The organism is Nocardioides dokdonensis FR1436 (assembly GCF_001653335.1).
GTDB lineage: Bacteria > Actinomycetota > Actinomycetes > Propionibacteriales > Nocardioidaceae > Nocardioides > Nocardioides dokdonensis.
This window is the reverse complement of record NZ_CP015079.1, coordinates 103,388-128,237: the sequence shown is the minus strand read 5'-3', so window position 1 is coordinate 128,237 and position 24,850 is coordinate 103,388. Positions and strand designations below refer to the sequence as shown.

The window sequence follows — 24,850 nt, the reverse complement described above, 5'->3', positions numbered from 1 at the left end:
GGGAAGGCCTCCGACCCCGCGGTGTTGCTCAGGGGGCCAGCGGTGCTGGTGATGCTACTGTGACAACCCGTGTTTCGTCTCGTGCTCGCGGCGCACGACGTGGCGTAGCGTGTGGCCGGCCGTGGTCGAGGGTGCCGCGAGGAGCAGGGAGAATGATGGGTCGCCGCGTCGTGCTGCACATCGGTGCCATGAAGACCGGCACCAGCTACGTGCAGTCTGTCCTGGGTAGCAACAAGGACGAGATCGCCGCTACCGGTGTGGAGTTCCTGGGTGGTTTCGCGCGCCAGACCAAGGCGGTGCGCGACGTCCTCAAGCTGCCCCAGGACGAGCGCCGCAACCTGCGCCGATGGCACAAGATCGCCCGGGCCGCGCAGCAGATGGAGGGCCACACCGGCGTCGTGTCGATGGAGTTCCTCAGCTTCGCCGGCCCGCGGCACGTCGAGGCCTTCCTGGCGCCGCTCGAGGGGCTCGACGTCCGCGTCCTGGTGACCGTGCGCGACCAGTTCCGCGTGCTGCCGGCCCAGTGGCAGACCTACACCCGCAACCTCGGCACCGACGACTGGTCCGCCTACCTGCGCGCCATCGAGGCCCCGGTGCCCGCCCGCAAGCGCCCCTCACGGGCCCACCGCACGTTCCATCGCGCCCAGGACGTCGCGACGATCGTCGAGCGGTGGTCGGTGCCCGCGGTCTCCGGCATCGACGTCATCACCGTGCCGCCGTCCTCGGCGCCCCGGGACGAGCTGTGGCGCCGCTTCGCCCGGGCCACCGGGCTCGAGCCGGACGTGGCCGACCTCGAGGGGGTCGCGGACAACGAGTCGCTCGGCTACGCCTCGTGCGACTGGCTGCGCCGCGCCAACCCGCACCTCGACGACCTGGCGCCACGCACCTACCGGCGCCTGGTGCGCCCCCTCGCCCGGGGTGTCCTCGCCCCGTTGCGCGACGAGCAGGACCGGCCGCGTCTCGACGCCCGGGCCGCCCACTGGGCCCGGGAGCGCAACCAGGTCCTGCGCGGCCTGGTCGCCGACGGGCGGGTCGGGCTCGTCGGGGACCTGGCGGACCTCCCGGTGCCCGACGACCTGTCCGGCCACCCCGAGCAGGCCCCGCCCCCGCCGGCGGAGCACGTGCTGCGCTGCGCCCAGGTCGTGCACGACCACGCCGCCGCCCGCGCCGGGACGCCCGGGTCCGGGCCGGCGCGCGACGACGTCGACGCCCTGGTCCGCGACGCGGTCGTGCTGCTGCGGCGGGCGCAGGACACCGAGAACCTCCAGGAGGACCGACGATGAGCACGCCGGACGGGCTCGACGCCCGGACCGACGAGACCGGGGTGTGGGTCGACCTGCCGCGCGGCGCGCAGGACCGCCCCGTCGACCTCGTCTTCGACGAGCAGCGCATCGGCTCGTTCTGGCTGGAGCGCGACACCGTCGCCCGTGGCGCAGAGCGCTTCTGGGCATGGCCGGCGCCGCTGCGCCCGCACCTCGTCGGTCGCACCCGCCTGTCGCTGGTCGACCACGCCACCTCGGCGGAGCTCTTCGCCGAGGACGTGGTGCTGGGCGCGCCCGACGACCCCCAGCAACGGATCACGGTCGCCGACGGACAGGGCAACCCGCTGGGGCTCGACAAGAGCATGCGGCTGATGCGGCTCTTCGCCGACCGCTCCGCCGAGCACCTCGACCCGCTCCTGGACTCCATCGAGGACGTCCTGACCGCGCTGCGCTCCGCCGGCGTGCACGCCTTCATCGCCTACGGCACGCTGCTCGGCGCGGTCCGCCAGGGCGGCTTCATCGGCCACGACTCCGACGCCGACCTCGGCTACGTCAGCGCCCACGACCACCCGGCCGACGTGGTGCGCGAGTCCTTCCGGCTCCAGCGCGCACTGGTCGACATGGGCTACCCGGTCACCCGCTACTCCGGTCTCGCGTTCAAGATCTTCGTCCAGGAGTCCGACGGCACCCGCCGGGGGCTCGACGTCTTCGGCGGCTTCCTGCGCGAGGGCGTGCTCTACCTGATGGGCGAGGTCGGCCATCCCTTCGAGCGGGAGTGGATCTGGCCGCTCGGCACGGCGAGCCTCGAGGGCCGGGACCTGCCCGTGCCCGCCCGGCCCGAGCGCCTGCTCGCGGCGATGTACGGCGAGTCGTGGCGGGTGCCCGACCCGGCCTACCAGTTCGAGACGCCCGCCGGCACGCGGCGCCGCCTCAACGGCTGGTTCCGCGGCACCCGGGTGCAGCGCGAGGAGGTGTGGGACCCCTACTACTCCCGCGCCAAGGGACGCAGCCAGGAGCGCCCGAGCGACTTCGTGCGCTGGGTGCGCCGGCGCGAGCGCGACGCCACCACGGCCGTCGACGTCGGCTGCGGCACCGGGGCGGACGTCGCGTTCCTGGCCAAGCACGGCGTGCACGCGATCGGGCTCGACTACTCGCGACGGGCGTTCGCACGCAAGCAGCGCAAGCTGGCCAGGCGCGGGCTGCCCGCGACGTTCCGCTGGGCCAACCTGACCGAGGTCCGCTCGGCGCTCGTCACCGGCGCCCTGCTCTCACGCGAACCCGGCCCCCGGGTCGTGCTGGCCCGCCACGTCGCCGACGCGACCAACGCCGACGGTCGCGCGAACCTGCTGCGCCTGGCGCGGATGGCGCTGGGCGGCCAGGGCCGGCTCTACCTCCAGGTGCTCTCCGCCCCGGCCCCCGGCGGCAACCCCCTCGGGGTGCACCCGATCGACGTGGACGCCCTGGTCGCCCAGGTCGAGGCCTCGGGTGGCACCGTGGTGGCTCGGCACGACCTCGCCGGGGAGCGCCCCGGCCCGACCGACCCCGGTGCGACCCCGTACCTCTGCAGATTGGTGGTCCAGTGGCCTCAGTGAAGAACCTCGTCCGTCAGTACCGTGGCCAGGCCGGTCTCGCCCGGCGCGTCAGCGAGCTCGAGGCCGAGGTGCAGGAGTGCCGCTCGATGAACCTGCGGGTCGCCGAGCTGACCGACCTCGTCGCCGAGCTGCTCGTGCCGCTGGCCGACAGCGACGACCCGAGGGTGCTCGAGCTCCTCGAGAAGTACCGCGCCGGGGTCAGCGACCCCGCAGGTCCCTCCGTCACGTGACCGGTCCCCGATGAGCACCGTGAGGTCGGCGCCGCGGCGGGTCTTCCTGCACGTCGGGCTGCCCAAGACGGGTACGACGTACCTGCAGGACGCGCTGTGGGGCAACCGCGCGCTGCTGCGCCGACGCGGGCTGCTCCTGCCCGGTGCGCGGCGTCGCCACCTGCTGGCCTCCCTCGACGTCCGCGAGGACCCGGGCCTGGCCCGTCGCCCCGGTGACACCGCGCATCCGTGGCGCGACCTGGTGGAGGAGGCGCTGGCCTGGCCGGGCGACGTGCTGATCTCCCACGAGTTCTTCGCCGCCGCCTCCGTGGAGCAGGTGCACCGCGTGGTCGCCGACCTGCCCGACACCGAGGTGCACGTGCTGGTCACCGCCCGCGCGATGCCCGACCTGTTCATCTCGCGCTGGCAGGAGTGGGTCAAGAACGGCGCCCGTGGGCGCATCGACGCCTACCCGCCCGACGGTGCGCGCGCGGACACGGGGGAGTGGGGCTGGCCGAGCTTCGACCTCGCCATCGTGCTGGAGCGCTGGGGGGCGGTGCTGCCGCACGACCGGGTCCACGTGCTGCCGATGGCGCCCGGCCGCTCGGAGCCCGCCGAGCTGCTGCGCCGCTTCCTCGGCGTCCTGGGGCAGGGGGACGAGGGGCTGGAGGTCCCGGAGTCGGCCGCCAACGCCTCGCTCGGGCTGGTCGAGGTCGAGCTGCTGCGCCGCGTCAACAAGCACCTCGACGACTTCCGCTCCGCCGTGGACCGTGGCACCTGGATCCGCGGCTACCTGGGGGAGGGCGGGGTGCTGCCGTCCTCCCGGGAGAAGTTCCGACCCTCGCAGGAGACCCTGGCCGACCTGGTGGCCCGCGGGGAGCGTGCGTCGGCGATGCTGCGTGACGGCGGCTTCGACGTGGTGGGGGACCTCGACCTGCTGGCCCCGGGTGAGCTGAGCGGTCGCCGCCACCCCGACGAGGTCGACGACGGGGAGATGCTCGCCGCCGCGAGCGTGGCGATCGCCCGCCTGACCAGCGACGTGAGGTCGCTCACGCGTGAGCGCGACGCCCTGGTGCGAGTCCCGTCACGACCACGGAGATGGTCACTGTCGCGTGTTACGTTTCCACGTCGCACGCCCCGGCCGGGGTGACGAGAGGGGAACACACGTGAGACGCGACTGGAAGCCGGTCACCGCCTTGGCCGCCGCCACGGTCCTGGTCCTGAGCGGCCTGGGGACCTCGCTGGCATCCGCGAGCGGTCCGACCGCCCCCGGGGTGGCAGCCACGACCACTGCCGCCTCCCTCGCGTCGAGCGCCGCGAGGCCCGCCGTCGCAGCCAGGAAGAAGACGGGCTGGAAGCCGGTCGCCGGCGCCAAGTTCAACGTGCCCCGCTCCGGTCCCGCCACGCAGTTCCGCCTCGAGCAGCAGGTCCTCGGTGCCATCCGGCACGCCAAGCCGGACTCGATGATCCGCATCTCGTTGTTCTCCTTCGACCGCTACCCGGTCGCCGACGCGCTCATCCAGGCCCACCGCCGCGGTGTGGACGTCCAGGTGCTGATGAACAACCACGAGATCCCGGGTGCGCAGAAGAAGCTGCGCAGCGTCATCGGTGCCAACCGGGCCAAGCGCAGCTACATCTACCAGTGCACCAACGGGTGCCGCTCCTCCGGCGAGAACAACCACGACAAGTACTTCCTCTTCTCCAGGACCGGTCGTGCCAAGAACGTCGTGATGACCGGCTCGGTCAACATGAAGATGAACGGCGCCAAGAACCAGTACAACGACCTGTGGACGCGCAACAACGTGCCCGAGATCTACCGGGCGTTCGACGCGCTGCACGACCAGATGGAGCGCGACAAGGTCGCCAAGCCCAACTACTGGGTGCAGAACATCGGCAAGGCCTTCCAGCTCCAGGCGCTGCCCTTCCACGGCAACGGGCCGGACCACGACCCGATCGACACCATCCTCGACCCGGTCAAGTGCCTGGGCGCCACCGGTGGCACCGGAAACCAGGGCCGCACGCGGATCCGCGTCAACATGCACGCCTGGGACGGTGACCGCGGCACCTACCTGGCCCGGCGGATGCGCAAGCTCTACGCCCTGGGCTGCGACGTCAAGCTGCAGTACGGCTATGCGGGCAAGAAGGTGCGCAACGAGCTGGGGGTGCGGACCTCGCGCGGCTACGTCCCGGTGCGCTCCAACGGCATGGACACCGACCTCGACGGCGAGATCGACCTCTACAGCCACATGAAGCTGCTGATCATCTCCGGCAACTACGGCAACGACTCCTCCAAGCGTGTCGTGGTCACCGGCTCCAGCAACTACCAGGACAGCGGCCTGCGCGGCGACGAGCTGATCTTCCGGATGTTCGACCAGGGCAAGGCCACCAAGCAGTACCTCGCCAACTTCGACTGGATGTGGAACAACCGCACCCGGGCGGTGCCCTACCAGAGCGTCAGCGGACGAGGCCTCGACGGCGCGGCCACCTCCGACCAGCGCATCTACGACGACGGGCTCGGGACCGACAGTCCCGAGTGGAAGGACCAGTGACCCATGGCGCGACTGTGTGAGACCGAGGGCCTCGGCGAGGACCAGCAGGAGATCCTGAAGGCGGTGCGCGGTTTCGTCGAGAAGGCGATCCTGCCGGTGGCCACCGAGCTCGAGCACGCCGACGAGTACCCCACCGAGATCGTCGAGGGCCTCAAGGAGCTCGGCGTCTTCGGCCTGATGATCCCCGAGGAGTACGGCGGGCTGGGCGAGTCGCTGCTGACCTACGCGTTGTGCGTGGAGGAGATCGCGCGCGGCTGGATGAGTGTCTCCGGCGTCATCAACACCCACTTCATCGTCGCCTACATGCTGATGCAGCACGGCACCGACGAGCAGAAGCAGAAGTACCTGCCCCGGATGGCGACCGGCGAGGTCCGTGGATCGTTCTCGATGTCCGAGCCCGGTCTGGGCTCCGACGTGGCCGCCATCAAGACCAAGGCCACCCGCGGTGACGACGGCGGCTACACCATCGACGGCCAGAAGATGTGGCTGACCAACGGTGGCTCCTCCAACCTGGTGGCCGTGCTGGTGCGCACCGACGAGGGTGCCGACTCGGTCTACAAGAACATGAGCACCTTCCTGGTCGAGAAGGAGCCGGGCTTCGGGGAGACGGCTCAGGGCGTCACCGTGCCCGGCAAGATCGACAAGATGGGCTACAAGGGCGTCGACACGACCGAGCTGGTCCTGGAGGGCCACCGGATCTCGGCCGACCAGATCCTCGGCGGCGAGCCCGGCAAGGGCTTCTACCAGATGATGGACGGTGTCGAGGTCGGGCGGGTCAACGTCGCCGCGCGTGCCTGCGGGGTGGCGAACCGGGCCTTCGAGCTGGGCATCGCCTACGCCCAGCAGCGCGAGACCTTCGGCAAGCCGATCGCCCAGCACCAGGCGATCCAGTTCAGCCTCGCCGAGATGGCCGTCAAGGTCGAGGCCGCCCACGCCATGATGGTCCGGGCCGCCCGGACCAAGGACAAGGGCCAGCGCAACGACGTCGAGGCCGGGATGGCCAAGTACCTCGCCGCGGAGTACTGCAACGAGGTCGTGCAGGCCTCGTTCCGCATCCACGGCGGCTACGGCTACTCCAAGGAGTACGAGATCGAGCGTCTCTACCGCGAGGCGGCGTTCCTGCTCATCGGTGAGGGCACCGCCGAGATCCAGAAGATGATCATCGGGCGCAGCCTCCTCCAGGAGTACAAGATCGGCTGACCGGGCGCCGCACGCCCCGACCGCTGCCCGCACCGACCACTGGTCGTGCGGGCAGCGGCGTCTGCGGCCTACGCCTCGGTGCGTCTGGCCCTGCGCCGGCCCTTGCCCTTGCCCTGGCCGCGGCCCTTGCGACCACCCCGGCCCTTGCCGCCACCGTGGCCGGGGCGCCGGATCCCGCCGTCGCGCAGGACCTGCGCGAGCGCCACGACCGCGGCGTCGAGCTGGGCCTCGGGAGCCACCTCGGCGGGGTCGGCGCCCGGGACGTCGAGCGGCTCGAGCTCGGCGAGGTCGCCGACGACCCGGACCCCGGTCGCCTCGATCCCCGTGATCATCGTGCGCGCGCGCTTGCGCAACCAACGCGGGACCGTGAAGCCGATGGCCTCCTCGTCGGCGCGACGCCGCACCAGGACGTGCTTGCCCAGGGCCTTGACCTTCTTGTTGTACTCCGGGAGCGCCAGGTCGCCGAGGTGCTCGTTGAGCCGACCCATCAGCAGCGCCGAGGCGACCCCGAGCGACTCGTTGGCGCGCGGCGCCTCCACCCACGCTGCGGGGGCGATGCCGGCCACCTCGCAGAAGCGTTCCCACAGCAGCTCTCCGGGTGCCCCCGGCGGCGGGACCGTGACGACCGAGACGTTCTCGGGTCCCAGGACCTCGGCCCAGCGGCCCACCACCCGGTCGGCGGCCTGCTGGCGCCAGAAGCGGCGACCGGCGTCGCCCCCGTCCTCCAGCGAGGTCAGGTACTCCGACCAGCCCCAGCTCTTGCGGTTCTTGAGGGTCTCCTGCCACATCGCAGGCACGCTGCGACCCAGGTCGCGCACGGTGACGACCGCCTCGACCGGCGACCCGTCCAGGTCGGCCCGGACCTGGCGGATGCGGTCGGCGGAGATCGGGCCCAGGTACTCCATCGACACGATCGCGGTGCCGGGGTGCGCACGCAGCTCCTCGGCCAGGGACGCCCAGGCGCCCTCCTGGGCGTGCTGGGACTCGGTCAGGTCGGAGACCGCCCGGGCGTGCCGGGCCCACGTGGGGCCGGGGAACAGCACCCCCTGCTCGGCCAGCAGCTCCCGGTTGGCGTTGAGCCGACCCTGGATGAAGGTCGTGCCCGACTTCATCAGTCCGACGTGCAGCAGCACTCGCTCCGCCATCGCCTGCCTCTCGATCGCTCCGCTCAAGGAGCGGTCATCCTCGCACGACGGAGGCTCAGCCCGACCCGACGGCCACCTCGACGTCGCGGACCCGGTAGCCGACCTCCTCGTCCACGGTGAGCTTCGAGCGGTCGACGGACACCGAGGAGGGGTGGTCCTGGCCCTCGGGCCAGTCGACCTCCACCCGGTAGGCGTCCTCGGTGTTGGCGGCCTCGATGACCTCGTCGATGGTGGCGGCGCGCCCCGGGGGGACGTCCTCGCCGGCGACCGCGCCGCCGCGCCCGCCGCCTCGGAGGTAGACCGCCTCGACGACCTCGTCGCCCGCGACCGTGACCCGGATCGGCAGGCCCGCGTCGGGGCAGTAGCAGGTCAGCGTCAGGGTGTAGGAGTAGTCGGTCGGGGCGAAGTCCGGGTACGTCCCCGGCGTGGCGCTGGTCGTGGGGGTGGGGCTGGTCGTGGGGGTGGGCGTCGGGTCGCCGGTCTCGACCGCGCTGTCGCTAGCGGTCGGGTCGGCGCCGAGCCCCGGCTCGCTGTCCCCGCATCCGGCGAGCAGCACCGCGAGCAGGGGCAGGACCATCAGGGGCGGGGTGGACCGGAGGTGGGTCATGGTCGTTGGACGAGCGGGGCGCGTTCCTGGTTGCACGCCGCCATCCTGGGCCATCGAGGCACCGCACGGTGACGAAGCCCACCCCGCTGGGGGCTGACGCGGTGACGGGCTTCGGACACGATGGGGCCGTCCCGACCGCGGCGCGTGCCGCGGTCCGAGCCCCACCAGGAGGAGTCGTCGTGCAGTTCGGTCGCAGCTACGAGGAGTTCGAGGTCGGCGCGACCTACAAGCACTGGCCCGGCAAGACGGTCACCGAGTTCGACGACCACATGTTCTGCCTGCTCACGATGAACCACCACCCGCTGCACCTCGACAACCACTACGCCGAGGAGACCACCCAGTTCGGCAAGAACGTGGTGGTCGGGAACTACGTCTACTCCATCCTGCTGGGCATGTCGGTGCCGGACGTGTCGGGCAAGGCGATCGCCAACCTGGAGGTCGAGTCCCTGCGCCACGTCGCGCCGACCTTCCACGGGGACACGCTGTACGGCGAGACCCGGGTGCTCGACAAGTGGGAGAGCACCTCGAAGGACGACCGCGGGGTGGTCCACGTCGAGACCGTGGGCTACAACCAGGACGGCAAGGTCGTGTGCCTCTTCCGCCGCAAGGTGATGGTGCCCAAGGACAGCTACCTCCAGCAGCGCGGGGGCGAGCAGCCGGGTCGCCCGGTGCCGCAGCCGGACAAGAACTGGCCGGGTCCCGACGCGCAGGAGTGACCCGGCTCGAGCAGGTCAGCCCTGCTCGAGCCGGTCCGCGCTGCTGGGGTCCTCCCCGCGCAGCAGCTGCAGGTGCATCGCCTGCGTGCGGGACGAGGGGTCGACCCCGAGCTCCTCGACCAGCGAGCGACGGAACTCCTCGTAGACCCGCAGGCCGCGGGCCGTGTCGCCGAGGCCGGCGAGTGCCGCCATGGCGGTCCGCACGGCGACCTCGGAGGTCGGCTCGACGTGCAGGACCGTGGTGGCGAGCTTCCACGCCTCGCGGTGGCAGCCGCAGGCGAGGGCGCACTCGGCGGCGTCGGTGAGGAAGTCCTGGTGCAGCAGCTGCAGGCGGTCGCGCTCGGTGCAGATCCACGGGTGGTCGTCGTCGTAGGCGTGCAGGTCGCCCCGGTAGAGCTCGGTTCCCTCGAACGCCGCTCGCATGCCCTCCTGGTGGCGCTCGGCCTGGCGCAGCGCCCGCACCCGGGCCGCCACCGTCTCGAAGGCCGCCACGTCGACCCACACCCCGGTGAGCACCAGGCTGTCGTGGACGCGCACGAGTCGCTCCTTGTCGCCGAGGGTGCGACGGATCTCGCTCACGGCGGTGCGCAGGCTCCCGCGTCCGCGCTCGCGGTCGGCGTCGGGCCACAGGCGCTCGATGACCGTCTCGGTGCGCAGCGGACGCTCGACGTTGATCGCCAGCATCCGCAGGAGGTCCATCGTCTTCCCGGTGCGCCAGACCGACGCGCCGACGACGGTGCCGTCTGCGAGGACGACCGCGAGGTCGTCCAACAGCCGCACTTTGATGGTCCCGAGATTTGAGTTCCTGTTCACGGTGTGTCCCCCAGAAAAAGACCCCGGTCGAGCGGGTCTGAGTTGCAGCGCTGGTCTGACCGCACTTTCGACTCTACGCCTCGTCACCCGGTGGTCAACTCTGATGTTGCGTCCCGGAGGGCCTCTTCGCTGTCCACGGGCCTCATCCAGAAGGGTCCCGCGGCCGCGGTGAACACCACATCCCCCAGATAGGGGACGAGCCCGTCTGCCCCCTCGGTGGGGGGTCTACCCAAGTTCGGGGGATTGCCCCGCCGGGTCGGAGATCGCCCCGTGCAGCCGCCGCACGATGGTCGCGGCGCCGCTGGGAGCACCCCGGTGCCGCTCCCACGCGGGCTGGAGGAGACATGAGGGTAACGATCGTCGGTCTGGGGTACGTCGGTGCGGTCACGGCCGCAGGACTGGCAGCGCGAGGTCACGTCGTCACCGGCGTGGACGTCGACGAGGGGAAGGTGGCGCTGCTGGCGGCCGGCCGCAGCCCGGTGGTCGAACCGGGCCTGCCGGAGCTGATCGCCGCCGGCGTCGCCTCGGGGCGGCTCACCGCGACGACGCAGATGGCCGAGGCGCTGGACCGGGCCGAGGTGTGCCTGGTGTGCGTGGGCACACCGTCGGGCCTGCACGGCGAGACCGACCTGGCGTTCCTGGCCCGTGCCCTGGGCCAGGTCCGTGCGGCCCTGCCGCATGCGACGCCTCCGGCGTCCGGGCTCCTCTCGGTGGTGGTGCGCTCCACGGTGCCGCCGGGCACCGGCGACCAGGTCGTGGTCCCGGCCTTCGCCGACGCCCTGGCCGACGGCTGGGAGGTGGGCACCGCGATGTGCCCGGAGTTCCTGCGCGAGGGCTGCGGGGTCGCCGACTTCTACGACCCGCCGTTCCTGGTCGTGGGCACCGACCACCCGGGCACGCGCGCCCAGCTCGAGGAGCTGTTCGCCTTCCTCGACGCCGGCAGCCACCAGGTCGACGTCCGCACCGCGGAGGCGCTGAAGTACGCCTGCAACGCCTTCCACGCCACCAAGGTGAGCTTCGCCAACGAGGTGGCGCGGGTGTTCCGGGCCTACGGCGTCGACGCCCGCAAGGTGATGGAGATCTTCTGCGAGGACCACAAGCTCAACATCGCGGCGGCCTACCTGCGCCCCGGGTTCGCGTTCGGCGGGTCCTGCCTGCCCAAGGACCTGCGCTCGCTGCACCACATGGCCCGCGAGAGCGACGTGGACGTGCCGCTGCTCTTCGGGACGCTGGCCAGCAACGAGCTGGTGGTGCGCGAGGTGGTCGACCGGATCGTGGTGACGGGCCACCGGCGGGTCGGGATGCTCGGGCTCAGCTTCAAGGCCGACACCGACGACGTGCGCGAGAGCCCCAGCGTGGACCTGGCGGAGCGGCTGGTCGGCAAGGGCTTCGAGGTGACGATCTTCGACCCGGTCCTGGTGCCCGAGGACCTGGTGGGGGAGAACCGGGCCCACCTCGCCTCCCGCCTGCCGCACCTCAGTCGGCTGCTGGCGCCGACCCCGGAGCAGGCACTGGCCGGGGTCGACATCGCGGTGGTCTCGTGCGCCTCGCCCGAGAGCCGTGCGGCGCTCGTCGCCGCGGCGCCGCCGATGGTGATCGACCTCCACGGCGCCCTGGGCGCCGACGTCGAGGCACTGGCCGGTTACGGGGGCACGGGGTGGTGAGGGGCGAGCGTGCCACAGCGGAGCGCGCGCGGGTCCTGATCATCGTGCAGAACCTGCCGGTGCCCTTCGACCGACGGGTGTGGCTGGAGTGCCGCACGCTGGCGCGTGCGGGCCTCGACGTGAGCGTCGTGTGCCCCCGCGGCAGCGGGACCGGACGGTTCCAGGTGGTCGAGGGGGTCAGCATCCACGGCTACCGGCCCTACGCGCCCGGCGGCAGTGCGCTCGGGTTCGTGCTGGAGTACGCCTACTCCTTCCTCGCGACGCTGTGGCTGGTGCTGCGCGCCCGGCGGGGCGGTCCCTTCGCGGTGCTGCAGGCCTGCAACCCGCCCGACATCTTCTGGCCGATCGCCTGGTGGCTGCGGCTGCGGGACGGCACCCGCTTCGTCTTCGACCACCACGACCTGTGCCCCGAGCTCTTCCGGTCCCGTTTCGAGGGTGGCTCACGACTCGCCCTGCGCGGGCTGCTGGCCCTGGAGCGCCAGACCTTCCTGGCGGCCGACCACGTGGTGTCGACCAACACGTCGTACGCCGAGGTCGCGGTCGAGCGTGGCGGCAAGCCGGCGAGCGAGGTCAGCGTGGTCCGCACCGGCCCCGACCTCGAGCGCCTGCGCCCGGTCGAGCCCGACCCGGCCCTGCGTCGCGGACACCGTCACCTGGTGGCCTACCTCGGGGTGATGGGCCCCCAGGACGGCGTCGACATCGTCATCGCCGCGGCGGACCTCCTGGTCAACCGGTGGGGACGGCGCGACGTCGCCTTCACGGTGATGGGCGACGGTGACAGCCGGGCCGCCCTCGTGGCCGAGCGGGACCGTTGCGGTCTCCAGGACGTGGTCGAGCTGCCCGGCCGGGTCTCCGACGCCACCATGGTCGCCGTCCTGTCGACGGCGGACATCGGTCTCTCGCCGGACCCCAGCAACCCGCTCAACGACGTCTCGACCATGAACAAGACCATGGAGTACATGGCGCTCGGGCTGCCGGTGCTCTCCTTCGACCTGCCCGAGACCCGGGTGTCGGCGGCCGGCGCGGCGTCGTACGTCGCTGCCGACGGCGGCGCGGAGGCCTACGCGAGGGCGCTGGTCGAGCTGCTCGACGACCCCGCCCGTCGCGTCGAGATGTCGCGGACCGGCCGGGAGCGGGTCGAGCAGGAGCTGGCCTGGGTGCACCAGCAGGAGACCTACCTCGGCGTCGTCGAGGACCTCATCGGCTGCGCGGCCCGCGTCGATGCCTCCGCCGCCGGCTCCCGCGTGACGGAGGGCTGAGCGGTGTGCGGGATCGCCGGTGCCTACCAGCAGGAGGACGGCAAGCTCGTCGTGGCCGCCATGGCCGAGCGGCTCGACCACCGCGGGCCCGACGCCCGGGGCCTCGTGGAGCTGGTCGACCCGTCGACCAGCGTGGTCCTGGCCCACCGTCGCCTGTCGATCATCGACCCGGGCGCGCCGTCCGACCAGCCGTTGGTCAAGGACGGGTTGACGATCAGCTACAACGGCGAGGTCTACAACTACCGCGAGCTGCGCACGGACCTCGAGGGCCGCGGGGTCCGGTTCCGCACCGCCTCGGACACCGAGGTCGTGCTGGAGGCATGGCGGGCCTGGGGGACCGCCTGCCTGCCGAAGCTGCGCGGGATGTTCGCCTTCGCCGTGCACGACGAGCGCACCGGCCGGCTGACGTTGGCCCGGGACCCGTTCGGCATCAAGCCGCTCTTCGTGCTGCGCCGGGGTGCGGGCGTGGTGTTCGCCTCCGAGCTCAAGGCCGTCGTGCACGCGCTGGGACCCGAGCTGGAGGTCGACCCGGCCGGCATGGTCGCCTCGACCCTCTACTACTGGTTGCCCACCGAGTGCGACGCCGTGCGCGGCGTGCACAAGCTGCCGCCCGGCACCTGGTCGGAGCACCGGCCCGACGGCAGCACCCGGACGGGGGTCTTCTGGAGCAGCACCGAGGAGGCCGGCCGGGCAGCGGCCGGGGCCCCGGTGGACCTCGCCGACTGCATCGAGCGCTCCGTCGAAGCGCACCTGGTGGCCGACGTGCCGGTGGCCACCTTCCTCAGCGGCGGGCTCGACTCCAGCATCATCACCGCGCTGGCCCACCGCGCCGATCCCTCGCTGGAGGCCTACACCATCGGGTTCCGGGCCCAGGACCGGCGGCTCGAGGCGATGCCCGACGACGCCTACTACGCCCGACGCCTCGCCGACCACCTCGGCGTCCGGCTGCACGACATCGAGATCGGCCCGGACGTGGTGCAGCTGCTGCCGCAGATGGTCGACATCCTCGACGAGCCGGTCGGCGACCCGGCCGCGCTGAACACGTTCCTGATGTGCCAGGCCGCCCGGGAGGCCGGGGTGAAGGTGCTGCTCTCGGGCACCGGCGCCGACGAGCTGTTCGGGGGCTACCGCAAGCACCTCGCGAACCTGCTGGCGACCCGGTGGCGCCGGATCCCCGGCCCGCTGCGCGAGCGGGTCCTGGCGCCGGCCGTCGGTCGGATGCCGGTGGCGCTCGCCGGCCGGGGGCTGCGCCCGGTCAGGTGGGCGCAGCGGTTCGTGTCGTTCGCCGGGCTGCCGGAGGAGGAGGCCTTCCGCCGCAGCTACACGATGCACGACCGCGCGGGGCTGCTGGGGCTGCTCGACCCGGACCTGGGCGGTCTGGTGGACGGCCTGCTCGAGGACCACCGCCGCACCTATGAGGACACCGACCTCGAGGAGCACCTCGAGCGGATGTGCCTGGCCGACTCGCGGATGTTCCTGCCGGGGCTGAACCTCACCTACACCGACCGGGCCTCGATGGCCGCCTCCACCGAGGTGCGGGTGCCGTTCGTCGACGTCGAGGTCTTCGCGGCGGCGTTCGCGCCCCAGCAGCGCGCGAAGATCGAGGGCCGGGTGCAGAAGGCGGGGCTCAAGGCCGTGGCCCGGGCCTGGCTGCCCGACGAGATCGTCGACCGGCCCAAGGCCTCCTTCGGGGCGCCGCTGCGGGCCTGGACCACCCACGACCTGCGTCCGCTCATCGACGACGTCCTGCTGGCGGGCGAGCTGGTGGGGACCGGCTTCCTGCGCGCGGGACCACTGGCTGCGCTGGTGCGGGACCAACGCACCGGACGCCACGACCGGTCCCAGCAGATCTGGCAGCTGCTGAGCCTGGAGCTGTGGTACCGCAACGCCCGCGCCGCCGGCGTCGGCGCCTGATCGACAGAAGCAGCACGAGCAGCACAAGCAGCACAAGCAGCAGGACCAACAGGACCAACGGGGGGAACGATGTGGCACGTCGCGCAGAACTACCGGTCGGGTGAGCTCACGGTGCTGGACGCACCGGAGCCGGCCTGCCGTCCCGGCGGCGTGCTGGTGCGGACGTCGTACTCGCTCATCTCGACGGGCACCGAGCTGATGAAGGTCTCCGAGGCCCGGATGTCGCTGCTCGCCAAGGCCCGCGCCCGGCCCGACCAGGTGCGCCAGGTGGTCGACGCGGTCGCCCAGCAGGGTGCCGTCGCGACCTACCGCAAGACCCGGACCCGCCTCGACAGCTGGACGCCCCTGGGCTACTCCCTCAGCGGTGTCGTCGTGGAGGTCGGGGCCGGGGTGCAGGGGTTCGAGGTGGGCGACCGGGTGGCGGCGGCCGGCAACGAGTTCGCGCTGCACGCCGAGGTCAACTGGGTGCCGCGCAACCTGTGCGTGCCGGTGCCCGACGGGGTGCTGCCCCAGCACGCCGCGTTCGCCACGGTGGGCGCCATCGCGATGCAGGGCCTGCGCCGGGGTGAGGTCCAGCTGGGGGAGACCGCGTGCGTCATCGGGCTCGGTCTGGTCGGGCAGCTGCTCGTCCGGCTCCTCGTGCACGCCGGCGTGCACGTCGTCGGGGTGGACACGGTCGAGGACCGCTGCCGGTTGGCCGAGGACGGGGGGGCCGCCGGCTGTGCCGGCCCCGATCCCGAGGGGGTCGCCCGCCTGGAGGGGCTGCTGCGCGCCAGCACCCAGGGCCGGGGCGCCGACCACGTCTTCCTGGCCGCCGGGGGCGCGAGCAACGGCCCGGTGGAGCTGGCCGCCCGGCTGGCCCGCGACCGGGCGCGGGTCGTCGACATCGGCAAGACCCGCCTGGACCTGCCGTGGAACGCCTACTACGAGAAGGAGCTCGACGTCCGGTTCTCCCGGTCCTACGGGCCGGGTCGCTACGACGACCGCTACGAGCTCGACGGGGTCGACTACCCCGCCGGCTACGTGCGCTGGACCGAGCACCGCAACATCGAGTGCTTCCTGGACCTGCTCGCCCAGGGCGCCCTCGACCTGGGACCGCTGGTCTCGAGCATCGACCCGGTGACCGAGGCGCCCCAGGTCTACGAGCGTCTGCGGGTCGGCGGCGCGAGCGGGATCGGCTTCCTCCTCGAGTACCCGGTGTCCGACGACCCGGTCCCCTCCAGCCCCAGCGCCCATCCCAGCGCCCGTCCCAGCGTCCGCCCCGACACCCGGTCCGGCGCTCGACCCGGCACGCGGAGAGCGGGCGCGGGGGCGGTGCGGCTGGGCTTCATCGGGGCGGGCAGCCACGCCTCGGCACTCCTGCTGCCGGGACTCGCCAAGGACCCCACGGCCGAGCTGGTGCGCGTCGCCACCAGCAGGTCCCTGACCAGCGTCAACGCCCAGCGCGCCTTCGGGTTCGCCAGCGCCGGCACCGACTCCCGCGAGGTCCTCGAGGACGACAGCCTCGACGCGGTGGTGATCGTGACCCGGCACCGCACCCACGCCGACCTGGTCTGCGCCGCGCTGGAGAGCGGGAAGGCGGTGTACGTGGAGAAGCCCCTCGCCCTCACCGAGGACGAGCTCTCGCGGGTCGAGGAGACCATGGTGCGCACGGGCAACGACCGGCTGATGGTCGGCTTCAACCGCCGCTTCGCGCCCCTGCTCTGCGACCTGCGTCGACGCTTCGGCCCGGCCGAGGAGCCGCTGAGCATGCGCTACCTGGTCAACGCCGGTCGGCTCGCGGCCGGCAGCTGGTACCTCGACGAGGCCGAGGGGTCCCGGTTCCTGGGCGAGGGCGGTCACTTCATCGACACCCTGAGCGCCTGGGCCGAGGACGAGCCGGTCCAGGTCGTGGCCCAGCACGGCGCCGACGGCCAGGAGGTGTCGGTGCTGCTGCGCTTCTCCCGAGGGTCGCTGGGCACCCTCACCTACGCCACCGGCGGCTCGCACCGCTTCGGCAAGGAGAGCCTCGACGTCCACGGCGGGGGACGCAGCGCCCACCTCGACAACTTCACCCGGGCCAGCACCTGGACCCCGCGCGGGCACGACGTACGGCGGTCCCGGGGCGGCCCCGACAAGGGTCACCGGGCCGCGATGGCGGCGTTCGTGACGGCGGTGCGCACCGGGGCCGAGATGCCGATCGACCCGTGGTCGCTGCTCACGACGACCCGCACCACCCTGACGGTGGCGGGGGTGGCGCCGTGAGCACGTCCCTGTCCTGGTACGCCCGGCGGCTGACCCGGATGTCGACCCGGGAGGTCGTCTCCCGGGTCGGCGACGAGGCCCGCCGCGCAGTGCTGGCCCACGGCCGCACGGCGCGCACGGCCGGACCGGCCGAGGGGCTGCGGACCGTGCGCCGCTTCCCCTCACCCGTGCCGGCCGGCGTCCGGGAGCGCGTGCTGCCGCACGACGCCGCGGCGGTGACCCGGTCGGCGGACGAGCTCCTCGCAGGTCGGTGGAGCACGCTGGGCACCGAGCGCACCGACCTGCGCGACCCCGACTGGTTCCTCGACCCCTCGTCGGGCACCCGCGCGCCGCAGAGCGCCCTGGCCTTCCGGATCGACCACCGCGACGAGTCCGTCACCGGCAACGTCAAGCTCGTCTGGGAGCTCTCGCGCCACCACCACCTCTCGGTGCTCGCCTGCGCCTACTGGCTCACCGGCGAGGAGGAGTACGCCACCGCGGTGGCCCGACAGCTGCGCTCCTGGTGGGCGGCCAACCCGGTCCTGGCAGGCGTGCACTGGATCAGTGGCATCGAGCTCGGCGTACGGCTGGTCTCGTGGGTCTGGGTGCGTCGCCTGCTCGACGACTGGCCGGGGGTGCGCGCGCTGTTCGAGGAGGACGAGACGGCGCTGCGCCAGATCCGTTGGCACCAGGAGCACCTGGCCGACTTCCCCAGCCGGGGCAGCTCGGCGAACAACCACGCCGTCGCCGAGGCCGCGGGCAGGCTGGTGGCGGCCTGCTCCTTCCCCTGGTTCGCGGAGAGCGACCGGTGGCGGGTCGAGGCCGGTGAGCAGCTGCGCCGGCACCTCGGCACCAACACCTTCCCCAGCGGGCTCAACCGCGAGCAGGCCGGCGACTACCACCGCTTCGTCACCGAGCTGGCGCTGCTCGCAGCCGTGGAGGCACGTGCGGCCGGGCACCCGGCGGACGGCCCGGACCCCGCTCGACTGGCGTCCTGCGTGGACGCCGCAGCGGCGGTCCTCGACTGCGCCGGCGCCGGCCCACGGCACGGCGACGGCGACGAGGGGCGCGGTCTGCTGCTCACCGATCCGGCCGAGGACGCCTGGGAGCAGCTGCTGGGACTGGGCCGGGCCGTCGTGGGCGCGCTGCCCTGGTGGCCGCGACGCCACGGCGGTGTGGTCGGCACGCTGGCCGGCGGCCTCCTGGGCCCGGTCGCGGCCGCCCCTGAGCGCGCGTCCCGGCGCCCCGACCTGTTCCCGGACGCGGGGCTGGCCCTCCTGCGCACGCCGCAGCACGAGCGTCCCGAGATCTGGTGCCGCGTCGACGGGGGACCGCACGGCTTCGGCTCCCTGGCCGCCCACGCCCACGCCGACGCGCTGTCGCTGGAGGTCCGCCACGACGGCGTCGACGTCCTCGCCGACCCCGGCACCTACTGCTACCACGGGGAGCCGCAGTGGCGGCACTACTTCCGCTCCACCGCGGCGCACAACACCATCGAGGTCGACGGCTGCGACCAGTCGGTGCCGGGCGGCCCGTTCCTGTGGACCTCGCACGCCCGGACCTACGTGGACCGCGCCGAGGTCGGCGACCTGGACCGGCAGGTCTGGTCGGCGCACCACAGCGGGTACGCGCGCCTGGACGCGGGGCTGCGGCACAGCCGGACGGTGACGCTCGAGCGTCGCTCGGGGAGGCTGCAGGTCCTGGACGAGGTGACGTCCACCCGGGCGCACCCGGTGCGGTCGTCCTTCCACCTCGGCCCCGACGTCGACGTACGCCTGGAGGGCCCGCTCGCCCGGCTCGGGTGGCCCGCTCCGGACGGCGGCGGCCGGGTGACGGCTCTCCTGCAGCTGCCGGACGCACTCGAGTGGACCGCCCACCAGGGCGAGAGCGACCCGCCGCTGGGGTGGTACTCCGCGGGCCTGGGGCGACGCTGCCCCAGCACCACGCTCGTCGGCAGGGGCCTGGTCCGGGGCCGGCTGGCGCTGCACACCTGTCTCCTCATGGGGGCGACCGAGACGCTCGGCACGAGCGGGACTGGAGTGGGACATGGCTGAGCAAGCACTCGACCTGAGGGTCGTGTGGTCGGTGCTGCGGCGCCACCTCAGGCTGCTGGCGGTGGCTGCGCTGCTGGGGGCCGTCGCGGGAGTGGCGCTGGCGACCTGGCGCCCGCCGGTGCACACCAGCACGAGCATGGTGCTGCTCCCGCTCGCCTCTGACTCGGGCGTGGGTCGTGCCGAGCGTGACGCCGAGACCGAGGTGCGTGTCGCCACGAGCGACCTGGTCCTGGGCGAGGCCGGACTGCGGCTCAGCCCCGAGCTGCCTCTCGCGAAGATGGCCCAGCACGTCACGGTCAGCGCCTCGACGCCCGACGTGCTCCGCTTCACCGCCCGGCACACCGACGCGGAGCTGGCCCAGGCGATGGCGCAGGAGGCGGCCGCCGCCGAGCTGCGCTACGTCGGCAGTGCCGCGGCCCGGCTGCGCAACGCGGCACAGGCCGGCCGTGAGGCCCGGCTGGAGGCGCTGCGCAAGAGCCTGCGCACCGTCGACCGCGACATCCGGACCACCACGGACCGCCGCGACGACGAGCCGTACGGATCGGCCGCCGAGAAGGCGATGTCGGCCGCGCTGGCCCAGCTCACCGCCCAGCAGGCCAGCCTGGTGCTGCAGATCGACCAGGTCGCCGAGGCCGCCTCGGCCGACGTGGGTCGGGACACCGCCTCCCTCATCCAGAAGGCCTCGCCGCCCCGCAGCCCCGGTCTGCTGGTGCGCCGCCTCGTCGCCGGGGCGCTCGGGCTGGTGGCCGGCGTGGTCCTGCTGGGGATGGTCCTCGTCGGGTTCGCCCGCCGCGACCGCCGGCTGCGCTACCGCGACGAGATCGCCGACGCCCTGGGCAGCGCCGTCCTGGCCTCCGTGGTGTCCCGACCGGCGCGCACCGTCGCCGGGTGGCGGACCCTGCTGGGACGCTACGAGCCGGGCACGGTGGACGCCTGGGCGCTGCGCCAGACGCTGCGCCACGTGCTGCCCGCCGACTTCCCGCTCGGTCAGACCCACGACAAGGACGACGTCGCCCGGGCCCCCGTGGAGATCGCGGTCGTGAGCCTCTCCGACGACCCGGGCGCGCTGGCGCTCGGGCCGCAGCTGGCGTCGTACGCCGCAGGGGCCGGCGTGAGCACCCGCCTGGTGCCGCACCGCGGCCACGACTCGGCGGCCGGTCTGTGGGCCGCCTGTGCGCGGGTGCACCCCGAGCACGAGGTCCGCAGCCGGCTGTGGATCAACCGTCCGACCCGGGACGAGGCCCCCGCCGACCTGACGCTGCTGATGGTGGTGATCGACCGCGCCGCCCCCGGGCAGGTCGTGCTGCCGCCCGGCACGCACGGGGTCGTGGCGGTCTCGGCCGGCACCGCGACCGCGGTCGAGCTGGCCCGCGTGGCGGTCAGCGTCGACGAGGCCGACGTCGTCGTGGCCGGTCTCGTGGTGCTCGACCCGGACCGTCTCGACCGCACGACGGGTCGCCGGCTGCAGCCCGACCGGGTCCGTGAGCCGCACCTGCCCGCCCGACTGACCGGGCTGAGCCTGGCCGAGGGCGGGCGCCCGGTGAGATCCGGCCTGCGAGGAGGGGTGGCGCCATGAGGACGTCCGCGTGGCTGGTGGAGGCGGAACGGCCCGAGCAGCCCGAGCTCGACGAGGCCGGTCCCGGCCTGGTGAGCCTGCACTTCCTGCGTCACGCCCTGCGACGCCGGTGGCGGGCCTGGGTCGGGGTCGCCGTGCTGGGCATGGTCCTGGGGGCTGCGGCTGCCGTGGTCCTGCCCAGCAGCAGCTCGGCGACGGTGACGCTGCTGCTGGCCCAACCGGTCGGGGCCGACCCCTCGATGGCCATGAACACCGACGTCAGCCTCCTGCGCACCCGCACGGTCGCGAGCAGGGTCATCGACGACCTGGGCCTGGACCTGCAGCCGGAGCAGCTCCAGGGCTCGGTCACGGTGACGGTGGCCACCACCACCGTGCTGGTGGTGGAGGCCCAGGGCCCCGACCCGGAGGAGGCGGTGCGTCGCACCGGAGCCCTGAGCAAGGCGTTCCTGGCCTTCCGGCGCGAGACCATGGAGCTCCAGGCCGATGCGCAGATCGACCGCTACCAGGCGCGGCTCGAGGAGCTGGGCAAGCAGGCCACGACCTTCACCGCCCAGTACGAGGTGCTCAGCAGCAGTGGCCGGCAGGCGCAGGCCCAGGCGTCCGAGGTGCTCACCAGGCGCGCGCAGGTCGCCGCCCAGATCAGTGAGCTGGAGCAGGAGATCGAGCGGACCCGCATCACCACCGGCGCGGTGATCGGAGCCAGCGGGGTGCTGGATCCGACCAGCCTGGTGGTGGGTCGGTCCGCGCTGCGGACCACGGCGCTGAACACCGCCGCGGGCCTGATCGTGGGTGGGTCCGTCGGTGTGGGCTGGGTGCTGCTCGCGGCCCTGCTGTCCCAGCGGTTGCGCCGGCGCGAGGACGTGGCGCTCGCGCTGGGCACCTCCGTGCGGTGCAGCGTGGGCCGTCTCCCCGGCCGGCTGCCCGGGCTGGCGTGGTCCGGTCGTCGTCGTCAGGCGGCGCTGGACCGGCTGGTCGAGACCCTGGGCGTCGTCACCGAGCCCGAGCCGGGAGTGCCGGTGCGGCTGGGCCTGGGCTCGGTCCAGAGCGCCGCGGAGACCGTCACGGTGGCGAGTGCGTTCGCTGTCGAGCAGGCCCTCCACGGGCGCCGGGTGCTCGTCGTCGACCTGACCGAGCGGGGACGTCTGGAGCACGTCGTGCCCGGTCAGTGGGCCGCCGTGGTCCACGACGTCGACCAGCCGGCACCCGAGGTCGTGCGCCCCGTCGGGGTGCCGCTGCGCTCGGTGGGTCCTTCCGGCTCGCCGTCGCGGGTCGCGACGACGGGACTGCTGCGCCAGGGAGCCGTCCGTGAGGCGTGGGAGTCCGCCGAGGTGGTGCTCACCGTGGTCGACACCGACCCGGCCGTCGGGCTCGAGCACCTGCCCGCGTGGGCGGACCAGATGGTGCTGGTGGTCACCGCCGGCCGGTCCACCGCCGAACGGCTGCGCACCACCGCGGAGCTGGTCCGCGTCGCCGGGCTCAGCCTGCCCTTCGTGCTGATGGTCGGGGCCGACCGCCACGACGAGAGCCTGGGTCGGGCCGAGCAGCCCGAGGACGACGCCAGCGCTCCTGGCCGCGCCACCGGGCGGTGGGGACGGTGAGCGTCGCGGTGCGCCCCGGGCTGGTCCGGCCCGACGCAGGCCAGCGCGGCCGCAACCGCCGGGTCGTCGTCGGGCTGGTGTGGGGGGCGCTGTTCCTCAACGTGCTCACCTTCGCCGACACCCAGACCGTGGTCCCGATCCCGGGTTCGCTGGCCAAGCTGCTCACCCAGGGCGCGCTGCCCCTGGCGCTGCTCCTGGTGGTGGTGGCCAACCGGCGTGGTGTGGTGCGCCCCCAGCTGTTCCTGGTGCTGCTCACCCTGCTCGCGGTCGGCGCCACCGCCGCCAGCCTCTACGCCGAGTTCTTCGCCTCCGCGACCTTCCGGGCCGGCCGGATGGTGCTGTTCATCCTGGTGCTGTGGCTGCTCAGCCCGTTCTTCGGGCGCCGCGACCTGCTGCTCCTGCGCTGCCACCGGATCTGTCTCTCGGTGATCCTCGGGACCGTCTACCTGGGGGCGCTGCTCTCCCCGGGACTCGCCTTCGCCTTCCAGGGCCGGCTCTCGGGTGTCATCTGGCCGATCCCGCCGACCCAGGTCGCCCACTACGCCGCGGTGCTGCTGGGCACGTCCCTGCTGCTGTGGATGTGCCGGGTCGTGGTGGGGCGGCACGCGGCGCTGATGGTCGTGTTCTCGTTCCTGCCCCTGGTGGCCGCCCACACGCGGACCGCCCTGCTCGCGGTGGTGATCGGGATGGCCGTGGCGTCCGCGAGCCTGTTCCTCGGCCACGTCCGCGTACGCCGCACGGTCGCGGTGTCGGTCGCGACCGGGGCGCTCGTGGCCGTGGTCTTCGCCTCGCCGCTCACCGTGTGGTTGCTGCGCGGCCAGTCGGCCGAGGAGGCGAACCGGCTCACCGGACGCACGAACGTGTGGAGCGCCGTGGCCGAGATCGACCGGCCCTGGATCGAGGACCTCTTCGGGTGGGGGTTGTCCAACCAGTCCTTCGACGGCCTGCCGATCGACAGCAGCTGGGTGGCCACCTACGTCGACCAGGGCTGGTTCGGGGTCGGGATGCAGGGCGCCGTGCTGCTGCTCCTGCTGCTGACGGCCCTGGTCCACGTCCGGGGTCCGCAGCGGGCGATCGCGCTGTTCCTGGTGGCCTACTGCACCGTCGCCTCCATCACCGAGACCGGCCTCGGGGCGCCGTCCGCCTACGTGCTCGACCTGGCGGTGGCGGCCGCGCTGCTGATGCCCGAACGACGGGAGGAGGCGTCGTGAGGATCGTGGTGGTGCACGGGCGCTACCGCTCGGCCGCGCCCAGCGGTGAGAACCGGGTGGTCGACCAGGAGACGTCGCTGCTGCGCGAGGCCGGCCACGAGGTGGAGGCCTTCGAGCGACGCAGCGACGACATCGGCGGGTGGCCCGTGGCGCGCCAGGCGATGCTGCCCCTGCTCAGCGTGCGCAACGCAGCGGTCCGGGCCGAGCTGGTCGAGCGGATCCGGGCCACCCGCGCCGACGTCGTCCACGTGCACAACACGTTCCCCTTGCTCAGCGCCTCGGTGCTGCTGGCCTGCCGCGACGCGGGGGTGCCGGTGGTGGCCACCGTGCACAACTACAAGCTCCTCTGCGCCAGCGGGGACTTCTACCGCGCGGGCCGGCCGTGCCACGAGTGTGCCGACGGGCAGGTCGCCCCGGGGTTGAGGCACGGCTGCTACCGCGGCTCCCGTGCCGCGACGCTCCCGGTGGCCGCCGGGCTGCTGGTCAACCGGCGGGCCTGGCAGCAGCTGGTGGCGGCGTACGTGCTGATCAGCTCCTCGCAGCGCACCCTGCTGCGCGGACTGGGGCTGCCGCCGGACCGCGTGTTCGTCAAGCCGAACTTCGTGCGCGCCCCGTCAGGCCCGCGCCAGCCGCGGGAGCACCTGGTGGTGCACCTGGGCCGGTTGGACGAGGCCAAGGGCATCCGGCTGCTGATGCAGGGCTGGGAGCGGCACCTCGCGGCTCGGCCCGGCTCGCGGCTGCGTCTCGTGGTCGCGGGCAGCGGTCCGCTCGAGCCCGAGGTCCGGGCCTGGGGTGCGTCCCGCCCGAGCGTCTCGGTGGTCGGCAACCTCGACCCGGGCGCGGTGGCTGCGCTCCTGGACCGGGCGCTGGTGGCCGTCGTGCCGTCGGCGTGGGAGGAGGTCTTCGGTCTCGTGGCCATCGAGGCCATGGCCCACGGGGTGGCCCCGGTCGCCCCGGCACGCGGCTCCTTCCCCGAGCTGGTGCGCGACGGCTGGGACGGGGCGCTGTTCGCCCCCGGCAGCGCCGACGACCTGGCCCGGGTGCTCGCCGGCGTCGACCGGGCGCCGGAGCACTACCTCGCGCTGGGTGCCCGGGCACGCACGACCTGGGCACGACGGTTCTCGCCCGAGCGCAACCTCACCCAGCTGCTCACCATCTACCGCTTCGCCCTCGACCACCCCGCAGGAAGGCAGCCCGATGCACCTCTGGTCCACACCCAGGTCGAACCCGGTACCCCCCTGGCAGGGGAGGGCTGAGC

19 protein-coding genes are annotated in these 24,850 nt (G+C 73.3%); 16 read left to right on the top strand and 3 right to left on the bottom strand.

From position 1 onward, the window contains the following. Positions 1 to 152 precede the first annotated feature (152 nt). From I601_RS21000 to I601_RS00555, 6 genes are read left to right on the top strand one after another with little or no spacing between them, the layout of a single operon-like run. A complete protein-coding gene (locus I601_RS21000) occupies positions 153 to 1,283 on the top strand; it encodes a hypothetical protein (protein ID WP_068105106.1) in 1,131 nt (376 codons plus the stop codon). Next, a complete protein-coding gene (locus tag I601_RS20995; RefSeq protein ID WP_068105103.1) occupies positions 1,280 to 2,854 on the top strand; it encodes a class I SAM-dependent methyltransferase in 1,575 nt (524 codons plus the stop codon). The genes I601_RS21000 and I601_RS20995 overlap by 4 nt, the downstream gene beginning before the upstream one ends. Further along, positions 2,851 to 3,084, top strand: coding sequence for a DUF6752 domain-containing protein (locus tag I601_RS00570; RefSeq protein WP_237089512.1), 234 nt, complete (start codon positions 2,851 to 2,853; stop codon positions 3,082 to 3,084). The genes I601_RS20995 and I601_RS00570 overlap by 4 nt, the downstream gene beginning before the upstream one ends. Positions 3,085 to 3,094: 10 nt before the next feature. Next, entirely contained in the window at positions 3,095 to 4,213 is a 1,119-nt protein-coding gene (locus I601_RS00565; RefSeq protein WP_068105098.1) for a hypothetical protein, read from the top strand. A 16-nt stretch (positions 4,214 to 4,229) separates the two neighbouring features. Further along, entirely contained in the window at positions 4,230 to 5,612 is a 1,383-nt protein-coding gene (locus tag I601_RS00560) for a phospholipase D-like domain-containing protein (protein WP_068105094.1), read from the top strand. A 3-nt stretch (positions 5,613 to 5,615) separates the two neighbouring features. Next, a complete protein-coding gene (locus I601_RS00555; RefSeq protein WP_068105091.1) occupies positions 5,616 to 6,812 on the top strand; it encodes an acyl-CoA dehydrogenase family protein in 1,197 nt (398 codons plus the stop codon). A gap of 68 nt (positions 6,813 to 6,880) precedes the next feature. Here the strand turns inward: I601_RS00555 and I601_RS00550 are convergent, their stop codons facing one another. After that, positions 6,881 to 7,984 carry a hypothetical protein gene (locus I601_RS00550; RefSeq protein WP_157519793.1) on the bottom strand — a complete coding sequence of 368 codons (1,104 nt, stop codon included), beginning with the start codon at positions 7,982 to 7,984 and terminating at the stop codon, positions 6,881 to 6,883. 28 nt (positions 7,985 to 8,012) lie between these two features. Then, on the bottom strand, positions 8,013 to 8,564 hold the full coding sequence (locus tag I601_RS00545) for a DUF6174 domain-containing protein (RefSeq protein WP_068105087.1): 552 nt from the start codon (positions 8,562 to 8,564) through the stop codon (positions 8,013 to 8,015). Positions 8,565 to 8,743: 179 nt separating this feature from the next. On the opposite strand from I601_RS00545, the gene I601_RS00540 reads away from it, so the two are divergent. Beyond that, entirely contained in the window at positions 8,744 to 9,280 is a 537-nt protein-coding gene (locus I601_RS00540) for a MaoC family dehydratase (RefSeq protein ID WP_068105084.1), read from the top strand. A 15-nt stretch (positions 9,281 to 9,295) separates the two neighbouring features. Here the strand turns inward: I601_RS00540 and I601_RS00535 are convergent, their stop codons facing one another. Continuing rightward, positions 9,296 to 10,051, bottom strand: a complete 756-nt coding sequence (locus I601_RS00535) for an AfsR/SARP family transcriptional regulator (RefSeq protein ID WP_068105081.1) — start codon at positions 10,049 to 10,051, stop codon at positions 9,296 to 9,298. A gap of 386 nt (positions 10,052 to 10,437) precedes the next feature. Between I601_RS00535 and I601_RS00530 the strand changes: the two genes are divergently transcribed. From I601_RS00530 to I601_RS00490, 9 genes are all read left to right on the top strand, one after another. Next, positions 10,438 to 11,757, top strand: a complete 1,320-nt coding sequence (locus tag I601_RS00530) for a nucleotide sugar dehydrogenase (protein ID WP_068105079.1) — start codon at positions 10,438 to 10,440, stop codon at positions 11,755 to 11,757. Then, positions 11,754 to 13,016, top strand: a complete 1,263-nt coding sequence (locus I601_RS00525; RefSeq protein WP_068114073.1) for a glycosyltransferase family 4 protein — start codon at positions 11,754 to 11,756, stop codon at positions 13,014 to 13,016. Before I601_RS00530 ends, I601_RS00525 begins: the two co-directional genes overlap by 4 nt. A gap of 3 nt (positions 13,017 to 13,019) precedes the next feature. Beyond that, positions 13,020 to 14,930: an asparagine synthase (glutamine-hydrolyzing) gene (gene asnB, locus I601_RS00520; RefSeq protein WP_068105077.1), complete on the top strand. Its 1,911-nt coding sequence runs from the start codon at positions 13,020 to 13,022 to the stop codon at positions 14,928 to 14,930. A 69-nt stretch (positions 14,931 to 14,999) separates the two neighbouring features. Beyond that, positions 15,000 to 17,174, top strand: coding sequence for a bi-domain-containing oxidoreductase (locus tag I601_RS00515; protein ID WP_068105074.1), 2,175 nt, complete (start codon positions 15,000 to 15,002; stop codon positions 17,172 to 17,174). Further along, positions 17,171 to 19,207, top strand: a complete 2,037-nt coding sequence (locus I601_RS00510) for a heparinase II/III family protein (protein ID WP_084527936.1) — start codon at positions 17,171 to 17,173, stop codon at positions 19,205 to 19,207. The genes I601_RS00515 and I601_RS00510 overlap by 4 nt, the downstream gene beginning before the upstream one ends. Further along, complete coding sequence (locus I601_RS00505; RefSeq protein WP_068105068.1) at positions 19,200 to 20,783, top strand: hypothetical protein; 1,584 nt, start codon at positions 19,200 to 19,202, stop codon at positions 20,781 to 20,783. The genes I601_RS00510 and I601_RS00505 overlap by 8 nt, the downstream gene beginning before the upstream one ends. Then, positions 20,780 to 22,381, top strand: a complete 1,602-nt coding sequence (locus tag I601_RS00500; RefSeq protein WP_068105066.1) for a hypothetical protein — start codon at positions 20,780 to 20,782, stop codon at positions 22,379 to 22,381. The genes I601_RS00505 and I601_RS00500 overlap by 4 nt, the downstream gene beginning before the upstream one ends. Beyond that, positions 22,378 to 23,592, top strand: coding sequence for an O-antigen ligase family protein (locus I601_RS00495; protein WP_157519791.1), 1,215 nt, complete (start codon positions 22,378 to 22,380; stop codon positions 23,590 to 23,592). The genes I601_RS00500 and I601_RS00495 overlap by 4 nt, the downstream gene beginning before the upstream one ends. After that, entirely contained in the window at positions 23,589 to 24,848 is a 1,260-nt protein-coding gene (locus tag I601_RS00490; RefSeq protein ID WP_068105064.1) for a glycosyltransferase, read from the top strand. The genes I601_RS00495 and I601_RS00490 overlap by 4 nt, the downstream gene beginning before the upstream one ends. The last annotated feature ends 2 nt before the right edge of the window (positions 24,849 to 24,850 follow it).